Source organism: Salmonella sp. 32120201201600049SM (assembly GCF_017572835.1).
GTDB lineage: Bacteria > Pseudomonadota > Gammaproteobacteria > Enterobacterales > Enterobacteriaceae > Salmonella > Salmonella enterica.
This window is the reverse complement of the sequence record NZ_JAGESA010000001.1, coordinates 805,426-831,566: the sequence shown is the minus strand read 5'-3', so window position 1 is coordinate 831,566 and position 26,141 is coordinate 805,426. Positions and strand designations below refer to the sequence as shown.

General features: G+C 48.1%; 26 protein-coding genes and 3 pseudogenes. 13 read left to right on the top strand and 16 right to left on the bottom strand.

Features of this window, described 5'->3' with window-relative positions; all coding sequences use genetic code 11:
• Window positions 1-232: 232 nt before the first annotated feature.
• Window positions 233-413, bottom strand: a pseudogene (locus J4650_RS22735) (IS3 family transposase); the annotation flags it as partial.
• Between J4650_RS22735 and J4650_RS04140 the strand changes: the two are divergent.
• Together J4650_RS04140 and J4650_RS22970 are read left to right on the top strand one after the other, a co-directional pair.
• Window positions 413-538, top strand: coding sequence for a hypothetical protein (locus J4650_RS04140; protein ID WP_000457876.1), 126 nt, complete (start codon window positions 413-415; stop codon window positions 536-538). The pseudogene J4650_RS22735 and the gene J4650_RS04140 overlap by 1 nt on opposite strands.
• A gap of 588 nt (window positions 539-1,126) precedes the next feature.
• Window positions 1,127-1,359 (top strand): annotated as a pseudogene (locus J4650_RS22970) (helix-turn-helix domain-containing protein); the annotation flags it as partial.
• A 326-nt stretch (window positions 1,360-1,685) separates the two neighbouring features.
• On the opposite strand, the gene J4650_RS04125 reads toward J4650_RS22970, so the two are convergent.
• From J4650_RS04125 to J4650_RS04110, 4 genes and pseudogenes are all read right to left on the bottom strand, one after another.
• Window positions 1,686-2,300: a disulfide bond formation protein B gene (locus J4650_RS04125; RefSeq protein WP_000848069.1), complete on the bottom strand. Its 615-nt coding sequence runs from the start codon at window positions 2,298-2,300 to the stop codon at window positions 1,686-1,688.
• A 9-nt stretch (window positions 2,301-2,309) separates the two neighbouring features.
• Window positions 2,310-2,468 (bottom strand): DUF5993 family protein, encoded by a 159-nt coding sequence (locus J4650_RS04120; protein WP_000480735.1) that lies wholly within the window; start codon window positions 2,466-2,468, stop codon window positions 2,310-2,312.
• Window positions 2,469-2,600: 132 nt separating this feature from the next.
• Complete coding sequence (locus J4650_RS04115) at window positions 2,601-3,515, bottom strand: DMT family transporter (protein WP_001233445.1); 915 nt, start codon at window positions 3,513-3,515, stop codon at window positions 2,601-2,603.
• A 1,289-nt stretch (window positions 3,516-4,804) separates the two neighbouring features.
• Window positions 4,805-5,228 (bottom strand): annotated as a pseudogene (locus J4650_RS04110) (tyrosine-type recombinase/integrase); the annotation flags it as partial.
• A gap of 69 nt (window positions 5,229-5,297) precedes the next feature.
• On the opposite strand from J4650_RS04110, the gene J4650_RS04105 reads away from it, so the two are divergent.
• Window positions 5,298-6,506: an IS256 family transposase gene (locus J4650_RS04105; protein WP_023993323.1), complete on the top strand. Its 1,209-nt coding sequence runs from the start codon at window positions 5,298-5,300 to the stop codon at window positions 6,504-6,506.
• Between the two features lie 145 nt (window positions 6,507-6,651).
• Here J4650_RS04105 and J4650_RS04100 read toward each other — a convergent pair whose 3' ends face one another.
• Both J4650_RS04100 and J4650_RS04095 read right to left on the bottom strand, forming a co-directional pair.
• The gene (locus tag J4650_RS04100; RefSeq protein ID WP_001576018.1) at window positions 6,652-6,792 is read right to left on the bottom strand and encodes a hypothetical protein; all 141 of its coding nucleotides are present in this window, start codon (window positions 6,790-6,792) and stop codon (window positions 6,652-6,654) included.
• Between the two features lie 165 nt (window positions 6,793-6,957).
• Window positions 6,958-7,227 carry a hypothetical protein gene (locus J4650_RS04095; protein ID WP_012664556.1) on the bottom strand — a complete coding sequence of 90 codons (270 nt, stop codon included), beginning with the start codon at window positions 7,225-7,227 and terminating at the stop codon, window positions 6,958-6,960.
• Between the two features lie 372 nt (window positions 7,228-7,599).
• On the opposite strand from J4650_RS04095, the gene J4650_RS04090 reads away from it, so the two are divergent.
• Entirely contained in the window at window positions 7,600-8,019 is a 420-nt protein-coding gene (locus tag J4650_RS04090; RefSeq protein ID WP_000354407.1) for a GNAT family N-acetyltransferase, read from the top strand.
• A gap of 386 nt (window positions 8,020-8,405) precedes the next feature.
• On the opposite strand, the gene J4650_RS04085 is transcribed toward J4650_RS04090, so the two are convergent.
• Together J4650_RS04085 and J4650_RS04080 are read right to left on the bottom strand one after the other, a co-directional pair.
• Window positions 8,406-8,882 carry a hypothetical protein gene (locus J4650_RS04085; protein WP_023218584.1) on the bottom strand — a complete coding sequence of 159 codons (477 nt, stop codon included), beginning with the start codon at window positions 8,880-8,882 and terminating at the stop codon, window positions 8,406-8,408.
• 329 nt (window positions 8,883-9,211) lie between these two features.
• Window positions 9,212-9,607, bottom strand: a complete 396-nt coding sequence (locus J4650_RS04080; RefSeq protein WP_000422890.1) for a DUF1398 domain-containing protein — start codon at window positions 9,605-9,607, stop codon at window positions 9,212-9,214.
• A 683-nt stretch (window positions 9,608-10,290) separates the two neighbouring features.
• Here J4650_RS04080 and sopE2 point away from each other — a divergent pair.
• The 3 genes from sopE2 to pphA all read left to right on the top strand — a co-directional run bounded on the left by sopE2 (window position 10,291) and on the right by pphA (window position 12,337).
• Window positions 10,291-11,013, top strand: coding sequence for an SPI-1 type III secretion system guanine nucleotide exchange factor SopE2 (sopE2, locus tag J4650_RS04075; protein ID WP_000182074.1), 723 nt, complete (start codon window positions 10,291-10,293; stop codon window positions 11,011-11,013).
• A 284-nt stretch (window positions 11,014-11,297) separates the two neighbouring features.
• Window positions 11,298-11,462, top strand: coding sequence for a hypothetical protein (locus J4650_RS04070; RefSeq protein WP_001134857.1), 165 nt, complete (start codon window positions 11,298-11,300; stop codon window positions 11,460-11,462).
• A 224-nt stretch (window positions 11,463-11,686) separates the two neighbouring features.
• The gene (gene pphA, locus J4650_RS04065; RefSeq protein ID WP_000986176.1) at window positions 11,687-12,337 is read left to right on the top strand and encodes a protein-serine/threonine phosphatase; all 651 of its coding nucleotides are present in this window, start codon (window positions 11,687-11,689) and stop codon (window positions 12,335-12,337) included.
• 18 nt (window positions 12,338-12,355) lie between these two features.
• Here the strand turns inward: pphA and J4650_RS04060 are convergent, their stop codons facing one another.
• From J4650_RS04060 to yebS, 5 genes are all read right to left on the bottom strand, one after another.
• On the bottom strand, window positions 12,356-12,547 hold the full coding sequence (locus tag J4650_RS04060) for a DUF1482 family protein (protein ID WP_000457838.1): 192 nt from the start codon (window positions 12,545-12,547) through the stop codon (window positions 12,356-12,358).
• Between the two features lie 110 nt (window positions 12,548-12,657).
• Complete coding sequence (locus J4650_RS04055) at window positions 12,658-12,894, bottom strand: YebV family protein (RefSeq protein ID WP_024131167.1); 237 nt, start codon at window positions 12,892-12,894, stop codon at window positions 12,658-12,660.
• 117 nt (window positions 12,895-13,011) lie between these two features.
• The gene (rsmF, locus tag J4650_RS04050; protein ID WP_023993322.1) at window positions 13,012-14,451 is read right to left on the bottom strand and encodes a 16S rRNA (cytosine(1407)-C(5))-methyltransferase RsmF; all 1,440 of its coding nucleotides are present in this window, start codon (window positions 14,449-14,451) and stop codon (window positions 13,012-13,014) included.
• Window positions 14,452-14,528: 77 nt separating this feature from the next.
• Window positions 14,529-17,162 carry a PqiB family protein gene (locus J4650_RS04045; RefSeq protein ID WP_001529852.1) on the bottom strand — a complete coding sequence of 878 codons (2,634 nt, stop codon included), beginning with the start codon at window positions 17,160-17,162 and terminating at the stop codon, window positions 14,529-14,531.
• Window positions 17,131-18,414 carry a membrane integrity lipid transport subunit YebS gene (gene yebS, locus J4650_RS04040; protein WP_001207293.1) on the bottom strand — a complete coding sequence of 428 codons (1,284 nt, stop codon included), beginning with the start codon at window positions 18,412-18,414 and terminating at the stop codon, window positions 17,131-17,133. Before yebS ends, J4650_RS04045 begins: the two co-directional genes overlap by 32 nt.
• Window positions 18,415-18,542: 128 nt before the next feature.
• Here yebS and J4650_RS04035 point away from each other — a divergent pair, with 128 nt between their 5' ends.
• The 4 genes from J4650_RS04035 (at window position 18,543) to htpX (ending at window position 22,967) form a co-directional block, all read left to right on the top strand.
• Window positions 18,543-19,040: a GAF domain-containing protein gene (locus J4650_RS04035; protein ID WP_001518229.1), complete on the top strand. Its 498-nt coding sequence runs from the start codon at window positions 18,543-18,545 to the stop codon at window positions 19,038-19,040.
• A 97-nt stretch (window positions 19,041-19,137) separates the two neighbouring features.
• A complete protein-coding gene (proQ, locus tag J4650_RS04030) occupies window positions 19,138-19,824 on the top strand; it encodes an RNA chaperone ProQ (protein WP_000431401.1) in 687 nt (228 codons plus the stop codon).
• 19 nt (window positions 19,825-19,843) lie between these two features.
• Window positions 19,844-21,892 carry a carboxy terminal-processing peptidase gene (gene prc / locus J4650_RS04025; RefSeq protein ID WP_001091237.1) on the top strand — a complete coding sequence of 683 codons (2,049 nt, stop codon included), beginning with the start codon at window positions 19,844-19,846 and terminating at the stop codon, window positions 21,890-21,892.
• Window positions 21,893-22,085: 193 nt separating this feature from the next.
• Window positions 22,086-22,967 (top strand): protease HtpX, encoded by an 882-nt coding sequence (gene htpX / locus J4650_RS04020; RefSeq protein ID WP_000984498.1) that lies wholly within the window; start codon window positions 22,086-22,088, stop codon window positions 22,965-22,967.
• 47 nt (window positions 22,968-23,014) lie between these two features.
• Here htpX and J4650_RS04015 read toward each other — a convergent pair whose 3' ends face one another.
• On the bottom strand, window positions 23,015-24,388 hold the full coding sequence (locus J4650_RS04015; RefSeq protein ID WP_000416139.1) for an MFS transporter: 1,374 nt from the start codon (window positions 24,386-24,388) through the stop codon (window positions 23,015-23,017).
• A 175-nt stretch (window positions 24,389-24,563) separates the two neighbouring features.
• Between J4650_RS04015 and kdgR the strand changes: the two genes are divergently transcribed.
• Complete coding sequence (kdgR, locus tag J4650_RS04010; protein WP_001262197.1) at window positions 24,564-25,355, top strand: DNA-binding transcriptional regulator KdgR; 792 nt, start codon at window positions 24,564-24,566, stop codon at window positions 25,353-25,355.
• Between the two features lie 211 nt (window positions 25,356-25,566).
• Here the strand turns inward: kdgR and yobH are convergent, their stop codons facing one another.
• Window positions 25,567-25,806, bottom strand: a complete 240-nt coding sequence (gene yobH, locus J4650_RS04005; RefSeq protein WP_001236777.1) for an invasion protein YobH — start codon at window positions 25,804-25,806, stop codon at window positions 25,567-25,569.
• A gap of 157 nt (window positions 25,807-25,963) precedes the next feature.
• On the opposite strand from yobH, the gene mgrB reads away from it, so the two are divergent.
• Complete coding sequence (mgrB, locus tag J4650_RS04000) at window positions 25,964-26,107, top strand: PhoP/PhoQ regulator MgrB (RefSeq protein ID WP_000714547.1); 144 nt, start codon at window positions 25,964-25,966, stop codon at window positions 26,105-26,107.
• The last annotated feature ends 34 nt before the right edge of the window (window positions 26,108-26,141 follow it).

Here is a 26,141-nt window from a genome sequence, read left to right as displayed (position 1 = left end):
TTCCAATGTAAATTAATTCATGTGAAAGTGATTTCATGTGCTTTTCAAATCATGGCTGGCTCGCTCCCCCGGAGGAACAGGCCAGTTAACATTATCAGGAGTGTTTGTTATATCAATCAACTTCACTTCATTCTTGTAAGCCAGCCACACTAACAGTTTTGATCCTGTCCGCGTATTGTGGACACAGCCTTAAGCGAGGTTCTGGTTTTCAAATTGTTCCGGACTGAGATCGCCGCAGACCCTGATGGCGCAGGCTGGACGCTATCGTTTTTACATTGTACCTCAGGCCCCAGGTTCACTTCCTCAGCAAGCCGGGGCGCACCGTAGCGCTGTTTTGCCTGGCTGAAGGCCTCTCTTACGACATTGTCGCAGTCTTGGCGGAACTGCTGGTGGGTATTAACGACTGTGCGCCTTGTTTGCCAATGCCGATTCCGAACTCATTCTGACGCCGATCATCATTGCCGTGTTGCTCGCGCCTGGTTTCAGCAAAAGCACCACGCTGGCTATACTGCATTTCTTTTTCCGCAGGGAGAAGTGAGTAAATGAGTATGGAAATGGAGCTTTCCCTATAATGGCGGCTGAAGCTAATCATGTGTCATGTATTGCAAATGTCAAAGTGATAAATAAAGTTTCAACAGTCTGTGTTTTTTGTGAAAACGACTCGCTATGGTGCTAACCCTATATGAGGGACTGATTGAACATCAGATATATCCCGGCTTATTTAATACTGCTTACTATGAGGGTAATAATATGTTTTCTCTTATTAAATCACGTAAAGTTTTATTCATAACAACTCTTCTGCTGTTGTCGTCTGCTGCCCAGCCAGCGTTCGCCCTGGGGTGCATAGGGGACGGTGGTAGCACTGCAGACTGTGCAAAGGTTTGTTCCCTGGCGGCAGGTTTAGGCCCCCTTGGTTTTCTCATTTGCTTTTAATGTCTGAGAAGTGGTTATCCTGAGCCTTTCCTGTTCATGTAGTGAAGGCCCATTCAGAACATCATATTTAAACTATCGTAATGGAACAAAGAGTTACTTTAAAGAGCTCTTTGTTCCTTTAACCTTGATGAAGATGGTCAACGTCTGGTTTTACAATTCCGATACAGACAGGATAGCTGCTATGTTTGTTATCCATCTGGAAGGTTATCTGGCTGATAGCATCAAGCGCCAGTTGTGGCCATTGCTTCAGTACCCAGTGTGCCACTACAGTGCCACTACATTGGTGGCCGTAGGCCAAAACTGACGCCGGAGCAATGGGCGCAGGCAGGGTGCCTTATTAGGGCAGGAGTACCGCGACAGCAGGTAGCGATTATTTATGATGCGGGGCTGTCGACGCTGTACAGAAAATTCCCTGTGTTAGGGTAATGCAGTATTTCCACGGTGCGTGCCACCCAAATATGTGCTGTGGATGCTTTATAGGGTGTGCCATTTTTGTGTCAAACATGGTGAAGCATCATTCTATTTCTAACATCATGTGCCATTGAGTTGAGCAATGTGAATGCGGAAATGTGTATTTGAAACAGTTAGTTAAATGTGATTCTACTAATTCGTAATGCGAAGGTTGTAAGTTTGATTCCTGTTATTGCAACATTTCAATGTTACTGTAACTTCCGTGTTAGCCCATAACCATTCCAATTTCTACAAGACAGGTGCTTGCTATATATTTACCAATCAGTCATTTTAAAAGTGCGTCATAACCGGAGAACTGTCCTCGTCAGGAGGCCTGTTTTCAGAAAGGCAATATCCTGTTTCGACAGTAGCTTATATGTGACCGGGTTAGCAGCACATTCCCCTCCGCCACATTCCAGTACAGTTGAAATAAGGTTGGCAGTAATCAGTAACAGAAATACCCAACCGACAATACTGAACAGGTCCGGATTAATATTCAATGAACGAAATGCAACATTCATGCTACTGATTGCCAGAATTACCGCAACAGCAATAATAATCAGAATTGACGTAATCAGAGTCCAGGTATAAAAGTGTAATCCAAAAAATGCAGAACCATATCCTGTGTCACCGGGCATGATATGCAAACATATTTGCCGGGATGCCATAACTCCGGTCAGGATACTGCCAATAATTACCATCCCGTAATGTATACCTCGTAGACCAAAGCAGAGGTTAAATAAAAAGCCAAAACCGGCGATGATGAGGCCAGCCCGCTGTAATAAGCAAATTGGACAAGGCAGCTCATGCCTGACGAGTTGATAATAAAAGGCTACAACCAGAGCAACGCATATCCCAAGGAGTCCCACCTGATTAATCAGATGAACAAATGTTGTTGGATGATGATGCGTTTTCATACACACTCCTTAAAATGACAAAGTCAGCGAATTGGTCATATGATGAATGAATGATAAAATAGTGACGATGAGTAAAACGGCCCACAGAATGTAGCTGACTTTATCCTTTCTGTTTATGGCCCCCATTGCCACGCTCAGTGCAAGCAAGAATGGCAGAAACATGAACATAAAAAACTCCTTTATTACATTGCTTGTTAATATAATCGCTGTGTATTACCGGGTCTGTATTCCAGTTTATCCACCCCGCATTAGCCGGAGCTCAGTAAGGCATCAGGAATTATTTGCGTTATTATAAATCGATTATTTCTGTGATGAGTTATCCCGGCATCTGCTGGTTACAGGGATATTTCTGGCGACAAGAGTAAGAAATATCCCGATAACTAATGGTATAATAAGCAGCATTGAGTGTGTTGAAATAGCATATCCATAAATATAGTCTTCCAGACTTACCGCAATCAGCGGAAAGATAAGAAATACAAGCGAAGCCTGGAAGGCATTAGCCTTTTGCTGAAGCGCAAAGTAGCACAGGATACCAAAAACTCCGGCAAAAGCCCCGAGATACAGGGTAGCTAATATTGAGTGTACTGAGAAGGTTGATACTTGTGGTCTTTCAAAAAACCATCCTGTCGCAGAAAGTATCAACCCAGCTAAAAGGCACGGGAGCGCATTAAATGTGATAACAGAGACAGTACAACTTCTTTTCTTACATTGTGTATATATTATGGCATGGATTAACACAGCAGAAATAAGCGCAGTGATACCCTGCCAGTGACTCTCTGTACTTGTATTCGTTTCTTCAAGAAGTATCCCCGTCAATGCAGTGATTGCGATAGTTAAGCCCGCGATCTGCATTAGTTTCGCTTTTTCATTTAGAAACAAAACCGATGCTATCAAAACGGCCACAGGCATATTCGCAAAGATAATGGCGGCAAGCCCAGAGTTGACATAGGTTTCACCATAAATCATTAGTGAGAAAGGAATGCAAAAATAAAAGATGCATATCACAAACTGGAATAATCGTTGTCCGGGAGGAAACAACAGTGTTTTTTTTCTTAACCATGCAATGATGATTAAAAAAGGTGCTGCAAACATAAACCTCATTCCGGTTGCAAACACTGGAGGGATAGTTTCAACGGCAATTCGCATGGCCAACCATGTAGTCCCCCAAGTCAGTGAAACTAGCATGAATAATATAGATATCGACACCTTGCGCATAAGATCCTCTCCGTAAAAAAATTAATTTAGCTTTTTAGCTAGAAAAAAGTAGCGTTTTCTTCACTATGTTTTTTATATGTTTAGATAAAAATTTCTCTATCAGAAGACGCAGTTATGCTGAATGAGAAAAATAATAAATGACTCAGGCTGTTACCACACGATTGTCCACTGCGCCTGTAAGACCTGGCAGCAGTTGTCGATTTAATGTCTATTCTTGCTGGAAGGCATAAAACGCCTTGAAGATGAAGAGCTCATCATTAGTCGGGTCCCTTGTTGAGCCAGGACAAGTTTAACTTATCGCTTTCAACCCTTACGATGATAAATGATCTTATCCACCCATAATGGACATACGGCTAAATGAGTAAATTCTCAAGTAAGAGGCAGGATCTGTATCAACCAGTAAGAAGCCCCAGAAACAGCACCGGCTGAATTCCGTCAGGAAGCTCTGAAACTCGCTGAATGTACGTTGCCCGCGAACGATTGTTAATCAGCACCATAGCAAGAATAATTGTTTGTTTCACAAGGAGATAGAAAAAACTATAGCTTTGCGCCGGGGCGGAGGCAGGAGGAGATAACTCGTTGTAATAGAATGTTTTTATATGGCGACCTTAAGAGAAATGCTTTCGCCTCGGTATACCACCCGCTATGAAGACCTGCTTCAGGTTAAGTGGCAGGTTTATCCAGATTTTCACATTCCTGATGTGATGGAACCGCAGCCACATCGTATGCAAGAACGGGCTGCGGCAAGCTGGCGATCGTTCGATAGTGCGAGTATTGAATGGTTGCCAGTTGCGGCGGATTTTACTTGTTCAGGATGACTAACCAATGTGTTTAATCTGAAACCAGGCATCTGTTCAACTTTTCGCGATCGCTTTTGTTGGCATCACTATTAAGCCTTCGTCTACATGGGTATTTGGCATCGGGAGTCCCCCAATGGAAGAGGGGAGTGATGTATTGGGCAGTGAGTTTGTTTGGTCGGGGGATTTATACGCAAAATGGCCCGAAATACGTCCGAATTAAAACGTAAAAAGTGATAACTAATTGAATCTATTAGAAGCAAAAATAACGTGTTCTAATCGTTAAAATCACCTAATTAATATGTAACATTATGAATTTAAAGAGAAAGATCAATTGTTGCCGTAAACAGGAATCGTATTCGGTCTCTTTTTGTTTTTCTTATAAATCAGTTGCTTATGATCAATAATCCGAAATTTTCCAGAATTTCTGTATTCCGGGCTTTTTCGTTATATCAGATCCAAATCCAGTTTAACATTTCTTTTACAGCAAAATCAGAGCATCACGTAAGCTTTATTATCGCGTTCATCGAGATAGAGTTTCGTGGTGTTCTCTGAAGTATGTCCCAGGAGTTTCTGAGCAAACCCTTCGCCGTAAGCGTCTTTATACAGTCGTCCGGATAAGCTGCGGATCTCGTGAAACGGCGGTGGGTTTTCACTGAAATTTATTCCGGTCAATTTTCGTGCCGCAACAAATTTTTTAGTCAGGCTATCAGGATGAATACTCCCGTTCGGGCTGTTTTTGCGTATGCCAGCGCTGATAAGGTATTCGCTACGGCTTACCAGGCGGCAACGCTCAATCACCGTACTGAGGCGGTAAACCCATGGAAGGAAGGTTGAGCGAAAGTGGCAGAGCGATTTTCATCCCGGTCTTGATTTGCTTAACGTACAGTCGCTCATCAATAATGTGACTGAACTGAGACTGTAAGTAAAATTGTGTAATTGCCTGTCTTTGATATGTTCACTCCAGTAACGGAGACAGGCAATTATGGACGAAAAGAAACTCAAAGCCCTTGCGGTTGAACTGGCTAAAGGCCTTAAAACCGAAGCCGACCTCAATTCGTTTTCCCGTATGCTGGCGAAATTAACCGTCGAAACGGTGCTCAATGCGGAGCTGGCTGACTACCCCGGGTATGAGAAAAATGCGCCCAAAACAGGCTCAAACACCCGTAATGGCTACTCGTCCAAAACGGTGTTGTGCGATGACGGCGAGATAGAACTCAACACACCGCGTGACCGTGAAAACATCTTCGAACCACAGCTGCTTAAGAAGCACCAGACGCGCATTACGCAGATGGACAGCCAAATTTTATCCCTCTACGCCAAAGGCATGACTACCCGCGAAATCGTCGCCACCTTCAAAGAGATGTACGACGCCAATGTGTCACCCTCGCTGATATCTAAAGTCACCGACGCCGTAAAAGAGCAGGTCACTGAGAGGCAAAACCGGCAACCGGATGCGCTGTACCCCATTGTTTATATGGACTGCATTGTCGTCAAAGTCCGTCAGAATGGCAGCGTAATCAACAAAGCCGTCTTCCTGGCACTGGGTATCAACACCGAAGGCCAGAAAGAGTTACTGGGTATGTGGCTGGCCGAAAATGAAGGCGAAAAGTTCTGGCTAAGCGTGCTGACGGAGCTGAAAACCCGGGGCGTTCAGGACATCCTGATTGCCTGTGTGGATGGTCTGAAGGGCTTCCCGGATGCGATAAACAGCGTCTTCCCGCAGCCCCATATCCAGCTGTGCATTATCCATATGGTGCGTAACAGCCTGAAATACGTAGCCTGGAAAGACTACAAAGCCGTCACCAGCGGCCGGAAGATGGTCTATCAGGCCCCGACCGAAGAGGCGGCACTGATGGCGATGGATGCGTTCGCGAAAGTCCGGGACGATAAATATCCGCAAATCAGCAAAAGCTGGCGTGCGCACCGGGAAAACCTCAATACGCTCTTCAGTTATCCGCCGGATATCCGCAAGGCCATCTATACGACAAACGCAATCGAATCCCTGAACTGCGTGATCCGTGCCGCGATTAAGAAACGCAAGGTGTTCCCAACGGATGACTCAGTACGAAAAGTTATTTATCTGGCAATCAAGGATGCGTCAAAAAAATGGAGTATGCCGATCCAGAACTGGCGGCTGGCGATGAGCCGTTTTATTATCGAGTTCGGTGACCGCCTGAGCGATCACCTTTAATAACTGGGCAGTTACACAGAATTACTGACAGGCTCATTCTTTTGTGTTGCGCATCTCTGTTTCTATTGTTTTAGATAGCCATGAGAGCTCTGTTGCTGAGAGTTTTAGTCGTGGGGTTCTTTCTTCTGTACCGGGTGGTCGCATTTCAAAACTGCAGGAACATCTGCTGAATACTGTATACTCCTGTATTTTGCATGTTGTTGAGATCAGTGTGCAATTCCTCGGTACTGGCTTGTTCTGTATAGGTCTGGAGATTTCTGGGTAGTGTCCTTGTGGACCTGAACATATGTTTTTGATTGAAAATGGCATCGTGTTTTATCCTTTACGCTGTGAAATGTTGTTTTGTGCTCTTCTGTTGTGATTGGTGATGTGACGGGATCGTCCATGCACCCTTCCTTTTATTGACGGCGTATCAGTCCATTGATGCCATGCTCGCTTAATTTGTCCAGCATCAGCAAGCCGTCGTTTTCTTTCTGCTGCAATTCAAGCAACTTAAACCGTATTTCGTTAAGTAAAGGTTTAATAACTCCGCGCTTGCGAACCACCTTTTTGATAACGTCTTTTTCGAAGTATAAACGGCAGAAGTGATTTTCATAATTCGCCTACACTCTTCACCCTGCGCTGGCAAATCTTCAACGCTGAAAGGCTGGGGAGAAGGGCGTCCAGTTGCTGAACGGAGAGCGAACCATACGCCCTGATTCCACGTGTTATCAAACTTCATACCGTGGTTATCATCCAGACAAGGCGCTTGAGGTTGCTCATGTCTTTTGGGGAAAGAGGTTCGGTGGTAGGTACTGGATATCCTGGATCGGGAAGTGGGTTCCACTGGTGCCAAATACAGGGGGCTGGTAAACCGGGTGGATACCTCAAATCCTGACAGGCCAGAGCACCAGCCTGATAAAATCGTATTACTGATTTCTAACCAGTGGCACATTAATTGTACCGGCTCAGACTCCAGCTGACAGTCTGCTTTAAGCTGTGAGTAGCGGACGTGGCCTGCCCCCAGGAGTAAAAACAAACTTTCTATTGATACATTTAATTAACTTATTTATAACGTTATATTCCAAATACAAACTTGTTCAATTGGGCATGTATGGACATTCAAATCACACATCAAGTTACTGAATTTGATAAAGAAGAACTATTAACCGGATTAAGAAGCTACAATGCTCAGTTCGTCGATTTTAGTAAAAATGGGCAGCTTGGGGTCTACTGCAGAAACGAAAGCGGCGAAATGGTAGGCGGATTAATTGCTGACAGAAAAGGTCCGTGGCTCTGCATCGACTATCTTTGGGTAAGTGAATCTGCAAGGAACTGCGGTCTGGGGAGCAAACTTATGGCGATGGCCGAAAAAGAAGGTTTGCGGAAAGGCTGTGTTCATGGACTTGTAGATACCTTTAGCTTCCAGGCTCTCCCTTTTTATGAAAAACAGGGTTATATACTTCAAATGTCGCTACCGGACTTTCCTAAAGTAGGTTCGCAAAGGCATTATTTAATTAAGCTCGGTTTATAGCTTTGCTGCATTTGAATACCCATAGCTTTATGAAAGCTGTAATCAGGTAGCTTTAAAATATATCGTACCGTTGGCCTGTACACACCATGATCAGCGTCCGCTTCTGGCACAGGGCGGACAGTCAGATTAGGTTTGGCGCTGTGCCATAGATATGTCAGCTCACATTTGAGCTAATACCCCTGGCATGGCTAGAGGTACTCAGACAGCCGCTTGTAGGCGACATGGTCCGGATACAAAAACATATTGCGCTGTTATATAAACTGTAAACTGGGCTGTGCGTATAATACAAATCTTTCACTCAGAGAAACCTGCTGACAGCGTTAGTACTCCATTAATTAATTTTATACTGAATCTCTGTGGTATGGCACAGGCGTTTAGAAGACAGTTCAATTGCGATCTGCTGGCTGGGATTTCGTCGCGCCGCTCAAAAATGCACAGAGTTTTTCACCCGCCGTCAATGGCTCAATGGGCGTTTTTCCGAGGGCGGTCTCAGTCATGACGATGGCAGGACCAATAAGCATGGACCATACTTCACTCGCGTCTTGCTCAAGCGATGTGAAGGCAAGGAACAGTGTTTTATCTGAAGGAAAGCGGTGCTGAGTATTAAAAAGTTTCAGCCAGGCGCGGGACTGCCGATCGGCCTGTGCTGATTGCGTGCCGAAGCGGAGTACTCTTTTTAGTATGGCGATACCCACAATGCCTGGCCCCAGAATAAAGGGACTCCCGACGTTTATGGTGACGCCGACCCCGAGAAAAACGAGGGCGAATGACAGCACGTTATCTACTCTTCTGGTAAGAGTACTGTATAGCTTTTCCAGAGAGTACCGGTAAAGAATTTGATAACTGATTTCATCCTTGCTCATACATCTCCAGATGGTTTTTCGATTACGCTCCGGCATGCTCCCGGAATCCTGACAGATTCTGCAATTATGCCACACTTCCTGGAGGGTATTAATTAGATAGAATATAAATAGCAGGCAAATATTTTGAGCTTTTAGTCGATATCGCTTTGAATATCATTTCTCCTGCACCAGGTGATGCTGTTGTCGAGCATCGCGTCAAACGTTGCTGCGTCGGTCGGACTGCACAGGGTAACTCTCGCAGTCAGACTCTCATTATGGTCTCTAAATTGGATAACCCGCAGTCGTAACACGCCGGATGTCACGACTGACGCTATTATTACCCTGGCTTGTTAAAGCGGCATGACCACATTTTCTATATATAATAATTGGTTGTCTTTCGACCAGTATTGTCGAGTTTTTTGGTTTAATTCAACAATCCATTTAAAAACGCCTGCCGTTGCCAGATCAGTACAGTATTTTTCATAGGAATGCTCCCCCGAAAAGTGTTTATCTGAAGTCAATTTTATTAATTGCGTATTCGGTGTTGAATTGACTTTAATCAGCTTTCTATTGCTTTTAATAGAAATGAAGTGGCCTGCATGAGTGATAATTTTCACATTGCCGGTAGCAACAAAATAGATGTAATAAGCGATATTATTATATTCCAGATCGATTAGAAATGCGTTGAAATTTGCATCCTTTCTGACGCGCTCGAAAAAGTGGTTAAGCATAAGCTGTAATTCCATTTGTTAACCTATTGTAAGTTATAATGTTATATGTTGTGTTAGAGTATTGTTGCTTAAAAGCAGCCATACAAAGATGTTACCTAAAAGCAATAATAATCGCCTGGTATCATATAGTTTACGTTATGATTGGAATAGTGTTGCAATTGTTACTGATTATTTCTCGTAGCGCGTTTTTTTGACCACTAATAGATGCGTCAATCCATTTCATTTGTAGTTTTTCTGAACGTCATGAAAAGTCATAATATATAAAAATCAGTTAATTAATTGATGTTTAGATAAGGATTACAGTGACGGAGAGGTTTGGCGTGGCGACTTTATAGGTTTTGAAAAAGCGGCTAACTCGCTGGCAGGATAATTGGTAGCCAGCCTGCGAATGGGGGCGAAAGCGTAACAACATCAGCATAAATAATAATATTCATGAATGTTTTGTGTGACGCAGTAGTTGAATTGAAGTGATGTTTTACCTGTTCAGGATTGTCCCGATAAAAATGTTCCTCGATAAAAGTCGATCACCTTGCGCCGAAAAAAAACAGGCTAAGTGACAGAAGAACAAAATCCATCAGGAAAATAAAATTTATAAATATCAATGAGTAAAAATGGTTGTGGAGAAGGTGGCTATTTTTTGAAAGCAAGAAATATAAACAAAGTGTAGCTATGCATAGTTATCTAAAAGGAGAACTACCGTGACTAACATAACACTATCCACCCAGCACTACAGAATCCATAGAAGTGACGTTGAACCAGTAAAAGAAAAAACAACGGAGAAGGACATTTTTGCGAAAAGTATTACTGCCGTTAGAAATAGCTTTATCAGCCTGTCGACGAGTCTGTCAGATCGTTTTAGCCTGCATCAACAAACAGACATACCGACTACCCATTTTCATCGTGGGAGCGCCTCTGAGGGTAGGGCAGTATTAACCAGTAAAACTGTTAAAGATTTTATGCTGCAAAAGCTCAATAGCCTGGATATCAAAGGTAATGCGAGTAAAGATCCGGCCTATGCTCGTCAGACATGCGAAGCCATATTATCAGCCGTGTACAGTAATAATAAAGATCACTGTTGTAAATTACTCATCAGTAAAGGGGTCAGTATTACCCCCTTTCTGAAAGAGATAGGAGAGGCAGCGCAGAATGCGGGGCTACCTGGGGAGATAAAAAATGGTGTATTTACTCCAGGTGGGGCAGGGGCGAATCCTTTTGTCGTCCCCCTCATTGCTGCAGCGAGCATTAAATATCCGCATATGTTTATAAATCATAATCAGCAGGTGTCTTTTAAAGCGTATGCTGAGAAAATCGTTATGAAAGAGGTTACGCCGCTGTTTAATAAGGGGACGATGCCGACGCCACAACAATTTCAGTTAACTATAGAAAATATTGCGAATAAGCATCTTCAGAATGCCTCCTGAAGATAGCAAACACAATACCGCTATTAACCGTATGAATTAATAGCAGATTTTCTGAAACTATATATTCATTTTTATGGCGACGTTTTTAACAAAACGTCGTCATATTTATTTTAATATAAAAATCAAATGGATACACTTAAAACTTAAAATAATTGTTATTACTCTAAATGCCGGTATAACCAGACAGCTTTTTTTGAAACGCTGCGTGTTGTTAAGTCTATGATACCCGCGCACGGATGATGTCTCGATAAGGATTAATGGTCTGTTAACTGTCAGGAGAGGTTATGCCACCTTTAAAAAAAATTGTGCTGCGCCTGTTTGTGGGGGCGATGGTCGCCACGGTAACGACACCTGCATTGGCGCTGGTTTGCCTTGAGGATCACTCCGCTAAAGAGTGTGCTATATCGTGTGCTGAGGTGATGTGGTTTATGTTTCCGATATGCTTTTAAGGAGGAAGAATATTGAAGGTGAACAGGCGATAGTGAGTAGCTCGCTGCGCCAGGGGATAATACTCCCCTGGCGCAGCCAGTTATATTTTAGTGCGGTGATAACAAAGCATTTACTCACTACTGATGAAATTCGCTATTTACAACAGAGCACGTTTACTAAGCAAAAAAAATCTGCACACGCTATCTTTTTATATCTGTCCTGGATAATGAACGACAGGAAAAATATGATGCGGCCTGAAGAGATTTATCAGCGAATAGAGGCAAAGAATTGGCGGCATGTCTGGGTGGTCGGCGATATTCACGGCTGTTTTTCAATGTTAATGAAAAGGTTACGTGAGTGTCGATTTGATCCGCAACAAGACTTGTTAGTTTCTGTGGGCGATCTCATTGATAGAGGCCCGGACAGCCTGGGTTGCCTGGCTTTACTGCGTGAGTCCTGGATGACGGCGGTTCGCGGCAATCATGAACAAATGGCGCTGGATGCGCGGGCCTCATCGCAGTCGACGCTGTGGTTGATGAATGGTGGCGACTGGTTTACCCGCCTGACCGCTGAACACGCTGCGCAAGCTGAAGCGCTTTTTATCCTTTGTCAGCGGCTGCCCTGGATACTGGAAGTTCGCTGCCGCCATAGCACGCATGTGATCGCTCATGCTGATTACCCCGCGTCAACCTATCAATGGCAAAAAAAGGTCGATTTACATCAGGTTCTCTGGAGCCGCGAACGACTCATAAATAAGCGCGGCGGGATTAGCGGTGCCGATCATTTTTGGTTTGGCCATACGCCGTTGCGTCGGCGCATGGATTTCGCCAACGTACACTATATTGATACGGGCGCGGTATTTGGCGGGCAATTGACGTTAGCGCGGATACAATAGCGGTATCAGCGATCAGGGTTAAAAATCGCTATATTGCTGCGCAGGTCGCCAGAAGCCGTCGATAAAATCCTCTACCGGAAAACAGCCGCCATGGCGAATCCGTTGATCGTCCATCGAATAAAGACATTGCTGCTCGGTATCGTAGATGTCCACGACAATATCCTCGCATCCTCCATCCAGGTAACATACAAAAAGTACCAGCGCGAACATTACATCCTCAATGTTAACTACTTTACACGATAGTGTAGGAGAGGTTAGCGCAGGGGGGAAATGAGAAAAGGAAGAATAAATAACCCGCCTGGCGACGGGTTCTTTTTGAGTCAGGCAAGACGCATGACCCAGGCATCAGATTTAGGATCGTAATGATTACGGAACAAAACGGAATGTTCCCCGTTGAGAATGGCGGGAACGCTGGTTTCGGCATCCCAGGCGTCCAGTTGCATACATAAATCCGGATCGGATTTACAGGGGATTGTTAACGTTCGCTCCCCCGGCGATTCGCCATGTAATTCGGCATCGTCGATTTCAAAAGCGCCAATGCGCACACTGGTTTTCATCATCGTGCTCTCCGTTAATACGCTAATTGTGGTACGACCAGTTTAGCCGTCCATTTTTCAGCGTAGTCAACGTACGCAAAAGCGCCAGTCAAAAAGTGCGGTTTTTTTGTGCGCCTTTTAACTATTACCAGTAAAGAGTTTGCCATCACGTACCAGTTCACGCGGGTAACTGTTCTTTATTCTTGAGCCGATACGTTTTGCCAGACCAAGCGGCTGATGCTGAAACGTCACCAGGACATCATCAGCGGCAGGGGGTGTTTGCGGATAAATATCCCGACCGCGATACCACTCCTCCGCCTCTTGCGCAGAGAGTTCGAACGCGTGAGCATGAGTCGGGCAGGCAAGGGCTATCGTCGCCTCATGTTGCCAGCGATAGCCTTTATTATGACTTTCGGCCAGCTTAATGCCGAGCCGGGAAAAACGGACTTTTCCGATCAGTGATTCAATCTCTGCCGGGAACAGCCAGACCTCTTTTTCACGCTGCCAAAGATGGAGATTTTCATCCCATAACAGTCCGACGGCGTTGGCCGCCTGGGTAACGTGTAATGCTTCGCGGCCTTTGAGGGGGGTAAAAGGAAACGCCCCCACTTTATACCCCGGCGCGGGCATGGCTGGAAGGGATGACATTTTACGCAGACGTGCGACGAAGAATCCTTCGCAGTCGTAAATTTGCGGGAAGACGTGCAGGAAGCCTTCCGGGGTGAGGGCGCGGTCAGCGTCAGGAAACAGATCACCCAGCGGCAAAAATTCAACGGCGTCGGCGTAGGTCTCTTGCAGCCAGAGGCAGACCTCTTCGTTTTCCTGGCGATTTAACGTGCAGGTGGAGTAGACCAGCGTGCCGCCGGGTCGTAAAGCATGAAAAGCGCTGTCGAGCAGTTCCCGCTGTGTCGCCGCGATATCCAGATTGCTTTCTGGCGACCAGTTTTTTAGCGCATCAGGATCTTTACGTACTACGCCTTCGCCAGAGCAGGGCGCATCCAGCAGGATAGCGTCAAACATCTCCGGTAACGCAGCGCCAAATACGCGGCCATCGAAATGCGTCAGTGCGGTATTGGCGATTCCACATCGGCTGATATTAGCGTGCAGAACTTTGACGCGACTGGCCGAAAATTCGTTGGCCAGAATGGCGCCGCGGTTCCCCATGCGGGCAGCGATCTGCGTGGTTTTGGAGCCAGGCGCCGCTGCCATATCCATGACCCGCTGCGGATGATTATCATCGGCGAACAGGGCCGCGACCGGCAGCATCGAACTGGCCTCCTGAATGTAAAACAGGCCGCTTAAATGCTCAGCGGTACTGCCAAGCGGCAATGCCTCTTCATCATCGCGTTCGATCCAGAACCCTTCATGACACCACGGAATTGGCGTGAGCGACCAGCCGTAGGGCGCGATTAGGGCAAGGAAATCAGCCACGGAGATTTTAAGCGTATTGATGCGTATACTGCGGCGCAACGGGCGTTGGCAGGCCGAAATAAATTCATCAAAAGAGAGCGTGGAAGGCATTGCTTCACGCATTTGCGTCAGAAAAGCGTCAGGAAAATAGACAGCGTGTTGAGCCACAGGTGTATCGCCGGCAAAAAAACAGGCGCGCAGTGTAGCATAAAACGCTCCGGCGCGAGTACGCCGGAGCCGGGTGTTTAACGTGGCAGAGCGGTGCCCCATTCACGCCACTCTTTCGGTTCGCTCTCTTGTAACAGGAAATGCTTACCGGCTTGCGCTTTTGGCGCCAGAGGCGTACCTGGTGGAGTAGCGAAGGCGATACCGCCACGGATGAACTGATTAAATGTCCCCGTCTTCACCACGCCGCCTGTCAGACCAAAGTCGAGACTATAGCCGGAGGCAAGCCAGAATACGGAGTTATTACGCACCAGATATTGGTAACGCTTACTGATACGCAAGGTGATCATCACGCGATCGGAGAGCGACCCCAGGGACATTCCGGTGACGGTTCCCACTTCGATACCGCGGAACAGGACGGGTGTACCAATATTAAGCGAGCCTGCTTCTGGCGCCTCCACGACGATGCTTAACCCATCCAGATAGCGTGAGTCGGTAATCGTGGCTTCCTGCAGTTCAAAGTCGCGCCGCGCCGCGCCGCGTCCTGGCTCAACGTTAATATAGGGCTGGAGAATCGTATCCAGATGCTCGACGCCCGCCGCGGAAATTTGTGGCGTAATAACGGAAAAACGTGTCCCGGCGCGGGCAAATGTCTGTACATACTCCGGATAAAGTACGGCTTTTGCCTGCACTTCATTACGTGCGGTGATCAATTCCAGCGTCTGGATCTGGCCGATATCAATACCGAGGTAACGAATGGGCATCCCTTCCGCCAATTTTCCGGCGTCGAACGCGTGCAGCGTAATTTGTCCGCCTACCGCGCGAGCGGAGGTTTCTGAAGCATAAAGAATGCGTTTATCGCCTTTGCGCCGACTGGCGCTGGCGCCGCTCAGGTTATCAAAACTAATGGCCCCTTTCAGCGCGCGGGAGAGTGGCGAGGCCTGTACCGTTAGGCCGCTGCCGTTAAGTTGCACCTTCGCGCCGCCTTCCGCCCAGAACACGCTATTGCTGGTTAACAGGTGGCGATATTCCGGCTTAATATGCAGGTCGATGTCAAAGGTATTGGCGCGTGGGCGAACGGTGATGACTTCGCCTACTTCAAATTTTCGATACAGCACGACGGAACCTGCCTGGACATCCGGCAACGTTTCGGCCGTCAGCGTTAAGGTGGTAGTCGGTAAGTCACTGAGGCTATTTTCCAGCGCTTTTTCCAGGTTAGCATAGAGCGGGTAGGTGGATTTCATCTTCCCGCTCGTACCGGGTAAAATACGAATTCCGCCGTCAATCCACTCGCTGGCGCTGGCGCCGAGGAACTCTACGCCGTCAAGGCCGACTTTGACATCCACCCGGCTGTTGACCACGAATTTACTGTCGCCCTGTACCAAATCCCGGTGCTGCGGTTCAATCGCGACGGTGAATGACACGCCTTTACTGGATAAGTTGCGCTCAATGACCTGGCCAATTTTTACGCCATGTAAAATTAACGGCTGGCCCGGTTCGATGCCGTAACTTTCCGGGGCCGTCAGCGTCAGGGTTAAGGCATTCGCCTCATGCAGCAGGGCTTTTTCACCCGGCACCACCACAAATTCACTGCGCGGTTCGCCGTCGCCCGGCACCAGTTCGAAGGTTTTTCCGGTTAACAACGAACTGATATTCGCGTCACTTAGCGACAGTTTGGGATTGCGTAACTCAATGCGCGTATTTTCCCGCATCAGCGGAACAACGCTGGGATCGACGGTCATCTCTCCGGTGACTTTACCGCCAGGGTTGAGCGTCAGTTTAGAAAGCTCACCCACCTCCAGTCCCTGGTACATGAGCGGCGTAGATTCCGCCTTCAGACCGTCTCCGCTGGGCAGCTCAAGTTTAACGATTACCCCTCGTTGGCTGTGGGCTAAATCTTTATATAAGCCGAACGTGTCATCCTGGGCGGCGGGTTTGGAATTGTCCGGCGAATCAAACGCAATCGCGCCATTGACCAGGGCCGCGAGGCTCTCCAGTTTCACCTTCGCGCCGCTCAGGCTTAGATCGGCGTCAATGCCGGAGACATTCCAGAAACGGCTGCCTTTTTTCACCAGATCGGTAAACCGTCGCTCAATCAGAACGTCAATCGTCACGCCCTGTTTGTTAGGGTTAATCGAATAGTCATACACCCGTCCGACAGGGATTTTACGGAAATAGACCAGTGAACCGCTATTAAGCGAACCGAGATCCGGCGCATTGAGATGAATCATCAGATCGCCGTTGCTAAGCCGGTATTTAGGCTGTGTATCCAGGGCGACGAAATGATCTCTGGGCTTGCCTTTACCTGGCATCATACCGATGTAATTCCCGCCGACCAACGCATCCAGGCCGGAAACGCCCGCCAGCGAGGCTTTGGGCGTCACCAGCCAGAATTGCGTCTCTTCGCGCAACGCATCTTCCATATCTGATTTGATACTGACGCGAACTTCAATTTTGCGCAGATCTTTGCTCAGACTGACATCTTCCACGGTGCCGACTTCTACTCCCTGATAACGCACGGGAGTACGGCCCGGTACGATACCATCCGCTGACATAAAATCGATAGTCACGCTATTGCCGCGATCCTGGTAGCTATCCCATACCAGCCACCCTGCGATCATTAGCGCGATAAGCGGTAGCAGCCAGAAAGGTGAAATACGGCGTTTAGTTTTAATTTGCGCTTCAGTCTTCGAAGCGGGCGTTTCCTGACTCATGTGCATCCCAAAGTAAGCGGCTATCCAGCCATTCCACTGCAAGAATAGTCAAAATTACCGCTGCGCCGAAATAAAACGCAGCCGGTCCCATAGTAAAAGCCAGAATCTGATCGCGATTAATCAGAGACATGGTTAACGAGATAACGAAAAGATCCAGCATCGACCAGCGGCCTATCCATGTCACCAGACGCAGCAACAGAATTCGCGTCCGCAGTCCCTGTTCGCATTTAAAATGGATACTCAACAGTAGCGTAAACATCACGATGACTTTGGTAAACGGCACCAAAATACTGGCGATAAAAACGACGGCGGCGACGGCGATATTGCTGCTGGCAAGCGACATAATGCCCGACAGGATAGTATCTTCCTGACGCCCGCCATTAATGTAGATTACCGAAATAGGCAGCAGGTTTGCCGGCAGCAAAAAGACAATAGACGCCAGCAAGGCCGCCCAACACTTCTGTATGCTCTGTTTTCTGCGTAACCGTAGCGGAATATGACAACGCGGGCAGCGTCCTTTCGCATCCGGATAGCCGCTAAAGTGGCAGCCAAGACAGACGCGCAATCTTTCGTCCGCACGTTGAGCAGGGCGCTGCGGATAAAATCGTTCCCATAGTTGCTCCACATTCAGATGAATCATAGTCAGAATGCTAAGAACCACCAACGAAACGAACGCTAAAAGCCCGATGCCCGGCTGCAGAAAGGCATAGTCCTGCACTTTGATAGAGGCAACGCCAATACCAACCAGATAGATGTCCAGCATCACCCACTCTTTCAGTTTTTCCAGCATCAGCAGGACTGGACGCAGATTCATGCCGAGAAGGCTGCCAAACCACAGATAAGCAATTGAAAAAACCAGAATAAGCGGCGCGCCCACCACGCAAAAGAGCACCATTGCGGCGGTTAACGGATCGCCCTGCTGCGTCATTTGCCAGATGCCGTGCATCACATTGGCATCAATGCGTACGCCCAATAGGTAGATATGGAGTAACGGTTCGCTCCAGGCAAACGGCATCAATAGCAGCATGGTTACCGCCATCGCGGTCAGCCGCGTCAGCGACCAGTCGCGCCCATCGCGAATTTTGGCCTGGCAACGAGGACAATAAGCGCTTTGATGAGCGCTCATCTCCGGCAAGCTGAACAGCATGTCGCATTCAGGGCAGCGCTGGTAGTGGCTGCGCGGCAGCGCTTCGCTAATTGACCTGATCGTTAGCTTTTTTGTTGGCGTGACGTGTGAGGTGTTCAGAGCCATGTATCGTGAATCAAAGTGTTAGAATAATGTAATCTTAACTCATGACAGGAATAATCTTGAGCAAGAACGCATTTAATGCTTATTTTAATAGCCTGTGTTTAGGAGTAAGACCACGAAGTGATTATATAATGAGCAAAACAGAACTATACGCGGCGTTAAACCGCGATTTTCAGTCGTTAATGGCAGGTGAAACCAGCTTTCTGGCCACGCTGGCGAATACCAGCGCGCTACTGTTCGAACGCCTTACCGAGGTGAACTGGGCGGGATTTTATCTCCTCGAAGGCGATACGCTGGTGTTGGGGCCGTTTCAGGGGCGAATCGCCTGTGTGCGGATTCCGGTTGGTCGCGGCGTGTGTGGCGCAGCGGTAGCGCAGAATAAGGTTCAACGTATTGATGATGTTCATGCGTTTGACGGCCATATTGCCTGTGATGCCGCCAGCAACGCCGAAATTGTGCTGCCTGTCACGGTTGGCGAACGGATTATCGGCGTGCTGGATATAGATAGCACGGCGTTTGGCCGTTTTACCGAAGAAGATGAACACGGCCTGCGTACGCTGGTCGCACAGCTTGAAACCGTGCTTGCAACGACGGATTACAAAAAATTCTTTGCGAGCGTCGCAGGATAATCAACGGATAACGTAGCAATTACTGATGGCGTCATTATAATGACGCCTGTTCATGCCTGCTGCTTGTTGGCTACGTCCGTTGTAATCAGGAAATTTCATGGAAAATCAACCTAAGTTGAATAGCAGTAAAGAAGTTATCGCGTTTCTGGCCGAGCGTTTTCCTCACTGTTTTAGTGCGGAAGGCGAAGCTCGCCCGCTGAAAATTGGTATTTTTCAGGATCTGGTAGAGCGAGTTGGGGGCGAAATGAACCTCAGCAAAACGCAACTTCGTTCCGCTTTACGTCTTTATACTTCAAGCTGGCGTTACCTGTACGGCGTTAAGCCGGGCGCAACGCGCGTCGACCTTGATGGCAATCCGTGCGGCGAGCTGGAAGAACAGCATGTCGAACATGCGCGTAAGCAGCTTGAAGAAGCCAAAGCCCGTGTTCAGGCGCAGCGCGCAGAGCAGCAAGCGAAAAAACGCGAAGCTGCCGCGGCGGCTGGCGAAAAAGAAGACGCGCCGCGACGCGAGCGTAAACCTCGCCCGGTAGCGCGTCGTAAAGAAGGCGCTGAACGTAAACCTCGCGCTGATAAACCGACGACGAAAGCGCCGCGTGCGCCTCGCGAAGAGAAGCACACGCCGGTTTCTGATATTTCAGTATTGACCGTAGGGCAGTCCCTCAAGGTGAAAGCGGGTAATAATGCGATGGATGCCACCGTATTAGAAATCACCAAAGATGGTGTCCGTGTACAGCTGAATTCGGGTATGTCTTTGATTGTACGCGCAGAACACCTGGTGTTCTGAAACGGAGGCCAGGCCTGGCATGAACACTTTTTTTAGGCTTACCGCGTTAGCTGGCCTGCTTGCATTAGCAGGCCAGTCCTTCGCCGTGGAAGATATTACGCGTGCCGATCAAATTCCCGTACTAAAGGAAGAGACGCAACATGCGACGGTGAGCGAGCGCGTAACATCGCGTTTTACCCGCTCCCACTATCGCCAGTTCGATCTGGATGAGGCATTTTCGGCAAAGATTTTTGATCGCTATCTGAATCTTCTCGACTATAGCCACAACGTTTTGTTGGCGAGCGATGTCGAGCAGTTTGCGAAAAAGAAAACCGTGTTGGGCGATGAGCTGCGCACGGGTAAGCTGGATGTTTTTTACGATCTTTATAACCTGGCGCAAAAGCGCCGGTTTGAACGTTACCAGTACGCGCTAAAAGTGCTGGAACGGCCAATGGATTTCACCGGAAACGATACGTTTAACCTGGACCGCAGTAAAGCGCCCTGGCCTAAAGATGAGGCTGAGCTAAATGCGCTGTGGGATGGCAAAGTGAAATTTGATGAGCTCAGTCTGAAACTCACCGGCAAGAGCGACAAAGAAATTCGCGAAACGCTGACGCGTCGCTACAAATTCGCTATTCGCCGCCTGGCGCAGACCAACAGTGAAGATGTGTTCTCGCTGGCGATGACCGCTTTTGCGCGTGAAATCGACCCACATACGAATTATCTTTCTCCCCGCAATACCGAGCAGTTTAATACCGAAATGAGCCTGTCTCTGGAAGGTATCGGCGCGGTGCTGCAAATGGATGACGATTATACTGTCATTAACTCATTGGTTGCCGGCGGCCCGGCAGCGAAGAGCAAGTCGATTAGCGTCGGCGATCGTATCGTCGGCGTAGGGCAGGCCGGAAAACCGATGGTCGACGTTATTGGCTGGCGTCTTGACGATGTGGTGGCGCTGATCAAAGGGCCGAAAGGCAGCAAGGTTCGACTGGAAATACTGCCGGCTGGCAAAGGGACGAAAACGCGTATTATCACGCTGACGCGTGAACGGATTCGTCTTGAAGATCGCGCGGTTAAAATGTCGGTGAAAACCGTCGGCAAGGAAAAAGTTGGTGTACTGGATATTCCAGGCTTCTATGTTGGCTTGACCGATGATGTCAAAGTTCAGCTTCAGAAGCTGGAAAAACAGAACGTTAACAGCATCGTTATCGATCTGCGTTCAAACGGCGGTGGGGCGCTGACGGAAGCCGTTTCGCTTTCCGGTCTGTTTATCCCTTCTGGTCCGATAGTTCAGGTGCGCGACAATAACGGCAAAGTGCGTGAGGATAGCGACACCGACGGCGTGGTCTACTACAAAGGCCCGCTGGTGGTGCTGGTCGATCGTTTCAGTGCCTCGGCATCGGAAATCTTTGCTGCCGCGATGCAGGATTATGGTCGCGCGCTGATTGTCGGTGAGCCGACCTTCGGTAAAGGGACGGTACAGCAATATCGTTCGCTAAACCGAATTTACGATCAGATGCTTCGCCCGGAATGGCCTGCGCTGGGTTCGGTGCAGTACACCATTCAGAAGTTTTACCGTGTCAACGGCGGTAGTACGCAGCGTAAAGGGGTCACGCCGGATATCATCATGCCGACTGGCAATGAAGAGACGGAAACCGGAGAAAAATTTGAAGATAACGCCTTGCCGTGGGATAGCATTGATGCTGCGAAATACGTGAAATCGGACGATTTGGCCCCGTTTGGCCCGGAATTATTGAAAGAACACAACGCGCGTATCGCCAAAGATCCTGAGTTTCAGTACATCATGAAGGATATCGCACGTTTCAATGCCATGAAGGATAAGCGCAACATCGTCTCTCTGAATTATGCGCAGCGTGAGAAAGAGAACAATGAAGAAGACGCTCTGCGTCTGGCGCGTATTAACGATCGGTTTAAACGTGAGGGTAAACCGTTGCTGAAGAAACTGGACGATCTGCCAAAGGATTACCAGGAGCCGGACCCGTACCTTGATGAAACGGTGAAGATTGCTCTGGACCTGGCGCATCTTGAAAAAGAAAAACCAGCGGAGCAGGCGGCAGCCAATAAGTAACGCTAAACAGGCACAAAAAATTGTGCCTGTTTTTTTTTAACAAGCGCAGAAGTCGTCAGGATAATGCTACAAAATGTAAAGTTGTGTTTTTCTCGTGACTTACCGCCTGGTGATGCTTGAAAATAGCCATAAGACCCATACGATGTGGGTAATCGCATAGTGCGCTTTGTTAAATTGAGGTTAAAAGAAAATTATGATGCGAATCGCGCTCTTCCTGCTGACGAACCTGGCCGTGATGGTCGTTTTCGGGCTGGTTCTGAGCCTGACAGGGATACAGTCGAGCAGCGTGCAAGGCTTGCTGATCATGGCGCTGCTGTTTGGTTTTGGCGGTTCTTTTATTTCATTGCTGATGTCCAAATGGATGGCGTTAAAATCCGTAGGAGGGGAAGTTATTGAACAGCCTCGCAATGAAAGAGAACGCTGGTTGATGAACACCGTAGCAACGCAAGCGCGCCAGGCCGGTATCGCCATGCCGCAGGTTGCTATCTACCATGCGCCGGACATTAACGCGTTTGCGACGGGCGCACGCCGTGACGCCTCATTGGTCGCTGTGAGCACCGGTTTGTTGCAAAACATGAGCCCTGACGAAGCGGAAGCCGTCATTGCGCATGAAATCAGCCATATTGCCAATGGCGATATGGTGACGATGACGTTGATTCAGGGGGTGGTTAACACCTTCGTTATCTTTATTTCGCGCATTATCGCGCAAATTGCTGCTGGTTTTCTGGGCGGCAACCGCGATGAAGGCGAAGGAAGTAACGGTAATCCGCTAATCTATTTCGCCGTTGCGACGGTGCTGGAACTGGTCTTCGGTATTCTGGCGAGCATCATCACCATGTGGTTCTCCCGTTACCGTGAGTTTCATGCCGATGCGGGATCGGCGAAGCTGGTTGGCCGTGAAAAAATGATTGCCGCGTTGCAGCGCCTGAAAACCAGCTACGAGCCGCAAGAAGCGACCAGCATGATGGCGTTTTGTATTAACGGTAAATCGAAATCGTTAAGCGAGCTGTTTATGACGCACCCACCGCTGGATAAACGCATTGAAGCGCTGCGTAGCGGTGAGTACCTGAAATAATAAGCCCACTGGCAAGTATGAAAAGCGCGTCGAATGACGCGCTTTTTTTACGCCTGAACGCGTGGTTGCGTAATACGTAAACCGCTCACCACCGCCGCGAGAGTCGCTAGGATCGCCGCTGCGAGCAGAGAAAGATGCGTACCGCTATCGCCAAACTGGTTCAACATCAGCGCTACCAGCGCGGCGCCAGTACTTTGGCCTAACAGTCGCGCCGTGCCCAGCATCCCGCTGGCGCCACCGCTGCGCTCACGCGGCGCGGAAGTGATAATGGTGTGATTATTCGGCGACTGGAACAGGCCAAACCCTGCGCCACAAAGGATCATCGGCCAGATAATATTCAGATCGGAGGGGGAGGCGGGCAACATGACCAGCGCAAACAACCCGGCTGCCATTATCACCATTCCCAGCGCCCCCAGCAAACCGGCATGAAGACGTTCTATCAGGTATCCCGCCAGCGGCGCCATTACCATCGTTGCCAGCGGCCAGGGCGTCAATAACAGGCCGGTTTCTACTTCGCTACGGCCCAGCACGGTTTGCAGATAAAAAGGTAGCGAGACCATGGCTAACATTTGCGCGCAGAACGAGCAAATTGACGTGCCGATCGAGAGTGAAAAAAGCGGAATTCGTAACAAGTCGATGGGTAACAAAGGGACGGGCAAAGAAAGCTGGCGGCGCACGAAGAAAAACCCGACCACGACCAGAACGAGCAGCTCTGCGCCAATTAACGTTAGCGACTGTCCCTGGGCAAAGCCGCTCAATGCGGTAATCAGCAGGCCAAATGTGAGCGCATTCATTACCGCGCTCGGTAAGTCAAAGCGCGGCTTAGTGTCATGGGCGATGTTTGCTGGTAAAAAGCGTATGGCCAGAATTAACGCGATGATACCTAACGGGACATTAATCAGAAACAGCCATTTCCATGATGAGATGGACAAAATCGCCGCGGCGATCGTCGGACCCGCGGCGGAAGAGACTGCGACGATAAAAGAGTTAATTCCCATGCCTCGTCCCAGATGACGCTGGGGGTAGATAAGACGAATCAGCGCCGTGTTTACGCTCATTAGCGCCGCGCCGCCAAATCCCTGCGCGATGCGCGCCAGCGTCAGCATCTGCAGCGAGTCTGAAAGCGCGCAAAACAATGATGAAAGCAGAAATACCACTAAACCACATTTGTAGATCCGGCGATAACCAAACATGTCGCCTAAAAAAGACAGGGAAAGCAGTGAGACGACAATGGCGATTTGGTACGCATTGACAATCCAGATAGAGCTGGCAGGGGAGGCATGTAAATCAGTCGCAATGGTTGGCAGTGCGACATTAGCGATTGCGCCATCCAGAACCGCCATCGAAATACCGATAATAATCGTCAGGATAGCGCCGTATCTCTGCGGGAGGGGCAGGCCATCGGCCCGTGTTTTTTCCATAAGTATTTTGTAATAAGGGGAATTATGAGCTGAATAATAATGTTAGCATTAATACTGAGTTGTTATGTCGCAGATTTGTAACGAAGTAAGCAAAGATGGATTGCGGGCGACCTGGCGTGAAATTATAATAAAAACTCGTTCTGAATTTTATAAAACGCTCGTAATGAGGTGATAAATGGCAAACGCAGATCTGGATAAGCAGCCTGATTCTGTATCTTCTGTGCTGAAAGTTTTCGGCATTCTGCAGGCGCTGGGTGAAGAGCGTGAAATAGGGATTACCGAGCTATCGCAGCGCGTCATGATGTCGAAAAGCACCGTTTATCGCTTTTTGCAAACCATGAAAACGCTGGGCTACGTGGCTCAGGAGGGGGAGTCTGAAAAATACTCTCTGACGCTAAAGCTGTTTGAGCTGGGCGCGCGAGCGTTGCAAAATGTTGATCTCATCCGCAGTGCGGACATTCAGATGCGCGAACTGTCTCGTCTGACAAAAGAAACTATCCATCTTGGCGCGCTGGATGAAGACAGCATTGTCTATATCCATAAAATTGACTCTATGTACAATCTGCGGATGTACTCACGTATTGGGCGTCGTAATCCGCTGTACAGTACGGCCATCGGTAAAGTGCTTCTGGCCTGGCGCGACCGTGATGAGGTTAAGCAGATTCTCGACGGCGTAGAGTATAAGCAAAGCACGGGACGCACGATTACCAGCACTGAAGCGTTGCTGCCGCTGTTGGATGAAGTGCGTGCGCAAGGCTACGGTGAAGATAACGAAGAACAGGAAGAAGGGTTACGTTGTATCGGCGTACCGGTATTTGACCGTTTTGGCGTAGTCATCGCAGGGTTAAGCATTTCGTTCCCGACGCTGCGTTTTTCAGAAGAACGCCTGCAGGAATATGTGGCTATGTTACACGTCGCCGCGCGTAAAATTTCTGAACAAATGGGTTACAACGATTATCCCTTCTAAGCAACGTTATTAGCATGACGTTAAAAAAAAGCAGCTACGAAAAATGTAGCTGCTTTTTTTATAACATCGGGTGGGATGAAATCGTAAAAGTAGATAATATCTGTCGGCTTATTTAACGGTTATTAAAATATTATTTAACAGTACTTATGAACAACAGCCAATATAGGGGAATTATTGGTGATAGTTTCACTGTGAAATTATTTATTGCCGCTTAGCCATTATCCACCACGGTGGCGATTTTTCTGAAAATGGGACAGTCGGAAAAGCCGATAATGCCGCTGTTGGTATGGAGATATTGCGCCGTGCTGGTGCCGCGTGCGGTCAGGTAATGGCACTGTAAACCCAGCCCCGCAGCGTTCACTTTACTTCCCACCAGGATGCCATAGCCGCTCATCAGCAGGCCTATCCACACCAGGGCAAACAATACAATTGCGCGAATGATCAAACGCATTACTACCTCTTTTCTTTTTTAGTTAGAATAAGAGTAGCGTGTACATTGATTGAAACAAGTGAATCATTCCTAAAAACATATAATGCCGCTACAGTTACTCCTGGTTTAAGTAACTCATGATAATTTAGCGACATAAGATGTAAGATCGGAGAGTGGAGTGAAAAAATTTCGATGGGTCGTTCTCGGCATCGTGGTGGTAGTATGCCTGTTGCTGTGGGCGCAGGTGTTTAATATCATGTGCGATCAGGATGTACAATTTTTCAGCGGTATTTGCGCCATCAATAAATTTATTCCCTGGTAAACGTTTTACACCAGAGATTTCCTTCCCGTGTAGC

Coding starts and splice junctions, on each gene's coding strand:
- J4650_RS04125 (WP_000848069.1), bottom strand. CDS start 2,300: ATGAAAACGCATCATCATCCAACAACATTTGTTCATCTGATTAATCAG.
- J4650_RS04120 (WP_000480735.1), bottom strand. CDS start 2,468: ATGTTCATGTTTCTGCCATTCTTGCTTGCACTGAGCGTGGCAATGGGG.
- J4650_RS04115 (WP_001233445.1), bottom strand. CDS start 3,515: ATGCGCAAGGTGTCGATATCTATATTATTCATGCTAGTTTCACTGACT.
- J4650_RS04105 (WP_023993323.1), top strand. CDS start 5,298: ATGGACGAAAAGAAACTCAAAGCCCTTGCGGTTGAACTGGCTAAAGGC.
- J4650_RS04100 (WP_001576018.1), bottom strand. CDS start 6,792: ATGTTCAGGTCCACAAGGACACTACCCAGAAATCTCCAGACCTATACA.
- J4650_RS04095 (WP_012664556.1), bottom strand. CDS start 7,227: ATGAAGTTTGATAACACGTGGAATCAGGGCGTATGGTTCGCTCTCCGT.
- J4650_RS04090 (WP_000354407.1), top strand. CDS start 7,600: ATGGACATTCAAATCACACATCAAGTTACTGAATTTGATAAAGAAGAA.
- J4650_RS04085 (WP_023218584.1), bottom strand. CDS start 8,882: ATGAGCAAGGATGAAATCAGTTATCAAATTCTTTACCGGTACTCTCTG.
- J4650_RS04080 (WP_000422890.1), bottom strand. CDS start 9,607: ATGGAATTACAGCTTATGCTTAACCACTTTTTCGAGCGCGTCAGAAAG.
- J4650_RS04070 (WP_001134857.1), top strand. CDS start 11,298: ATGCCACCTTTAAAAAAAATTGTGCTGCGCCTGTTTGTGGGGGCGATG.
- pphA (WP_000986176.1), top strand. CDS start 11,687: ATGATGCGGCCTGAAGAGATTTATCAGCGAATAGAGGCAAAGAATTGG.
- J4650_RS04060 (WP_000457838.1), bottom strand. CDS start 12,547: ATGTTCGCGCTGGTACTTTTTGTATGTTACCTGGATGGAGGATGCGAG.
- J4650_RS04055 (WP_024131167.1), bottom strand. CDS start 12,894: ATGAAAACCAGTGTGCGCATTGGCGCTTTTGAAATCGACGATGCCGAA.
- J4650_RS04045 (WP_001529852.1), bottom strand. CDS start 17,162: ATGAGTCAGGAAACGCCCGCTTCGAAGACTGAAGCGCAAATTAAAACT.
- yebS (WP_001207293.1), bottom strand. CDS start 18,414: ATGGCTCTGAACACCTCACACGTCACGCCAACAAAAAAGCTAACGATC.
- J4650_RS04035 (WP_001518229.1), top strand. CDS start 18,543: ATGAGCAAAACAGAACTATACGCGGCGTTAAACCGCGATTTTCAGTCG.
- proQ (WP_000431401.1), top strand. CDS start 19,138: ATGGAAAATCAACCTAAGTTGAATAGCAGTAAAGAAGTTATCGCGTTT.
- prc (WP_001091237.1), top strand. CDS start 19,844: ATGAACACTTTTTTTAGGCTTACCGCGTTAGCTGGCCTGCTTGCATTA.
- htpX (WP_000984498.1), top strand. CDS start 22,086: ATGATGCGAATCGCGCTCTTCCTGCTGACGAACCTGGCCGTGATGGTC.
- J4650_RS04015 (WP_000416139.1), bottom strand. CDS start 24,388: ATGGAAAAAACACGGGCCGATGGCCTGCCCCTCCCGCAGAGATACGGC.
- kdgR (WP_001262197.1), top strand. CDS start 24,564: ATGGCAAACGCAGATCTGGATAAGCAGCCTGATTCTGTATCTTCTGTG.
- yobH (WP_001236777.1), bottom strand. CDS start 25,806: ATGCGTTTGATCATTCGCGCAATTGTATTGTTTGCCCTGGTGTGGATA.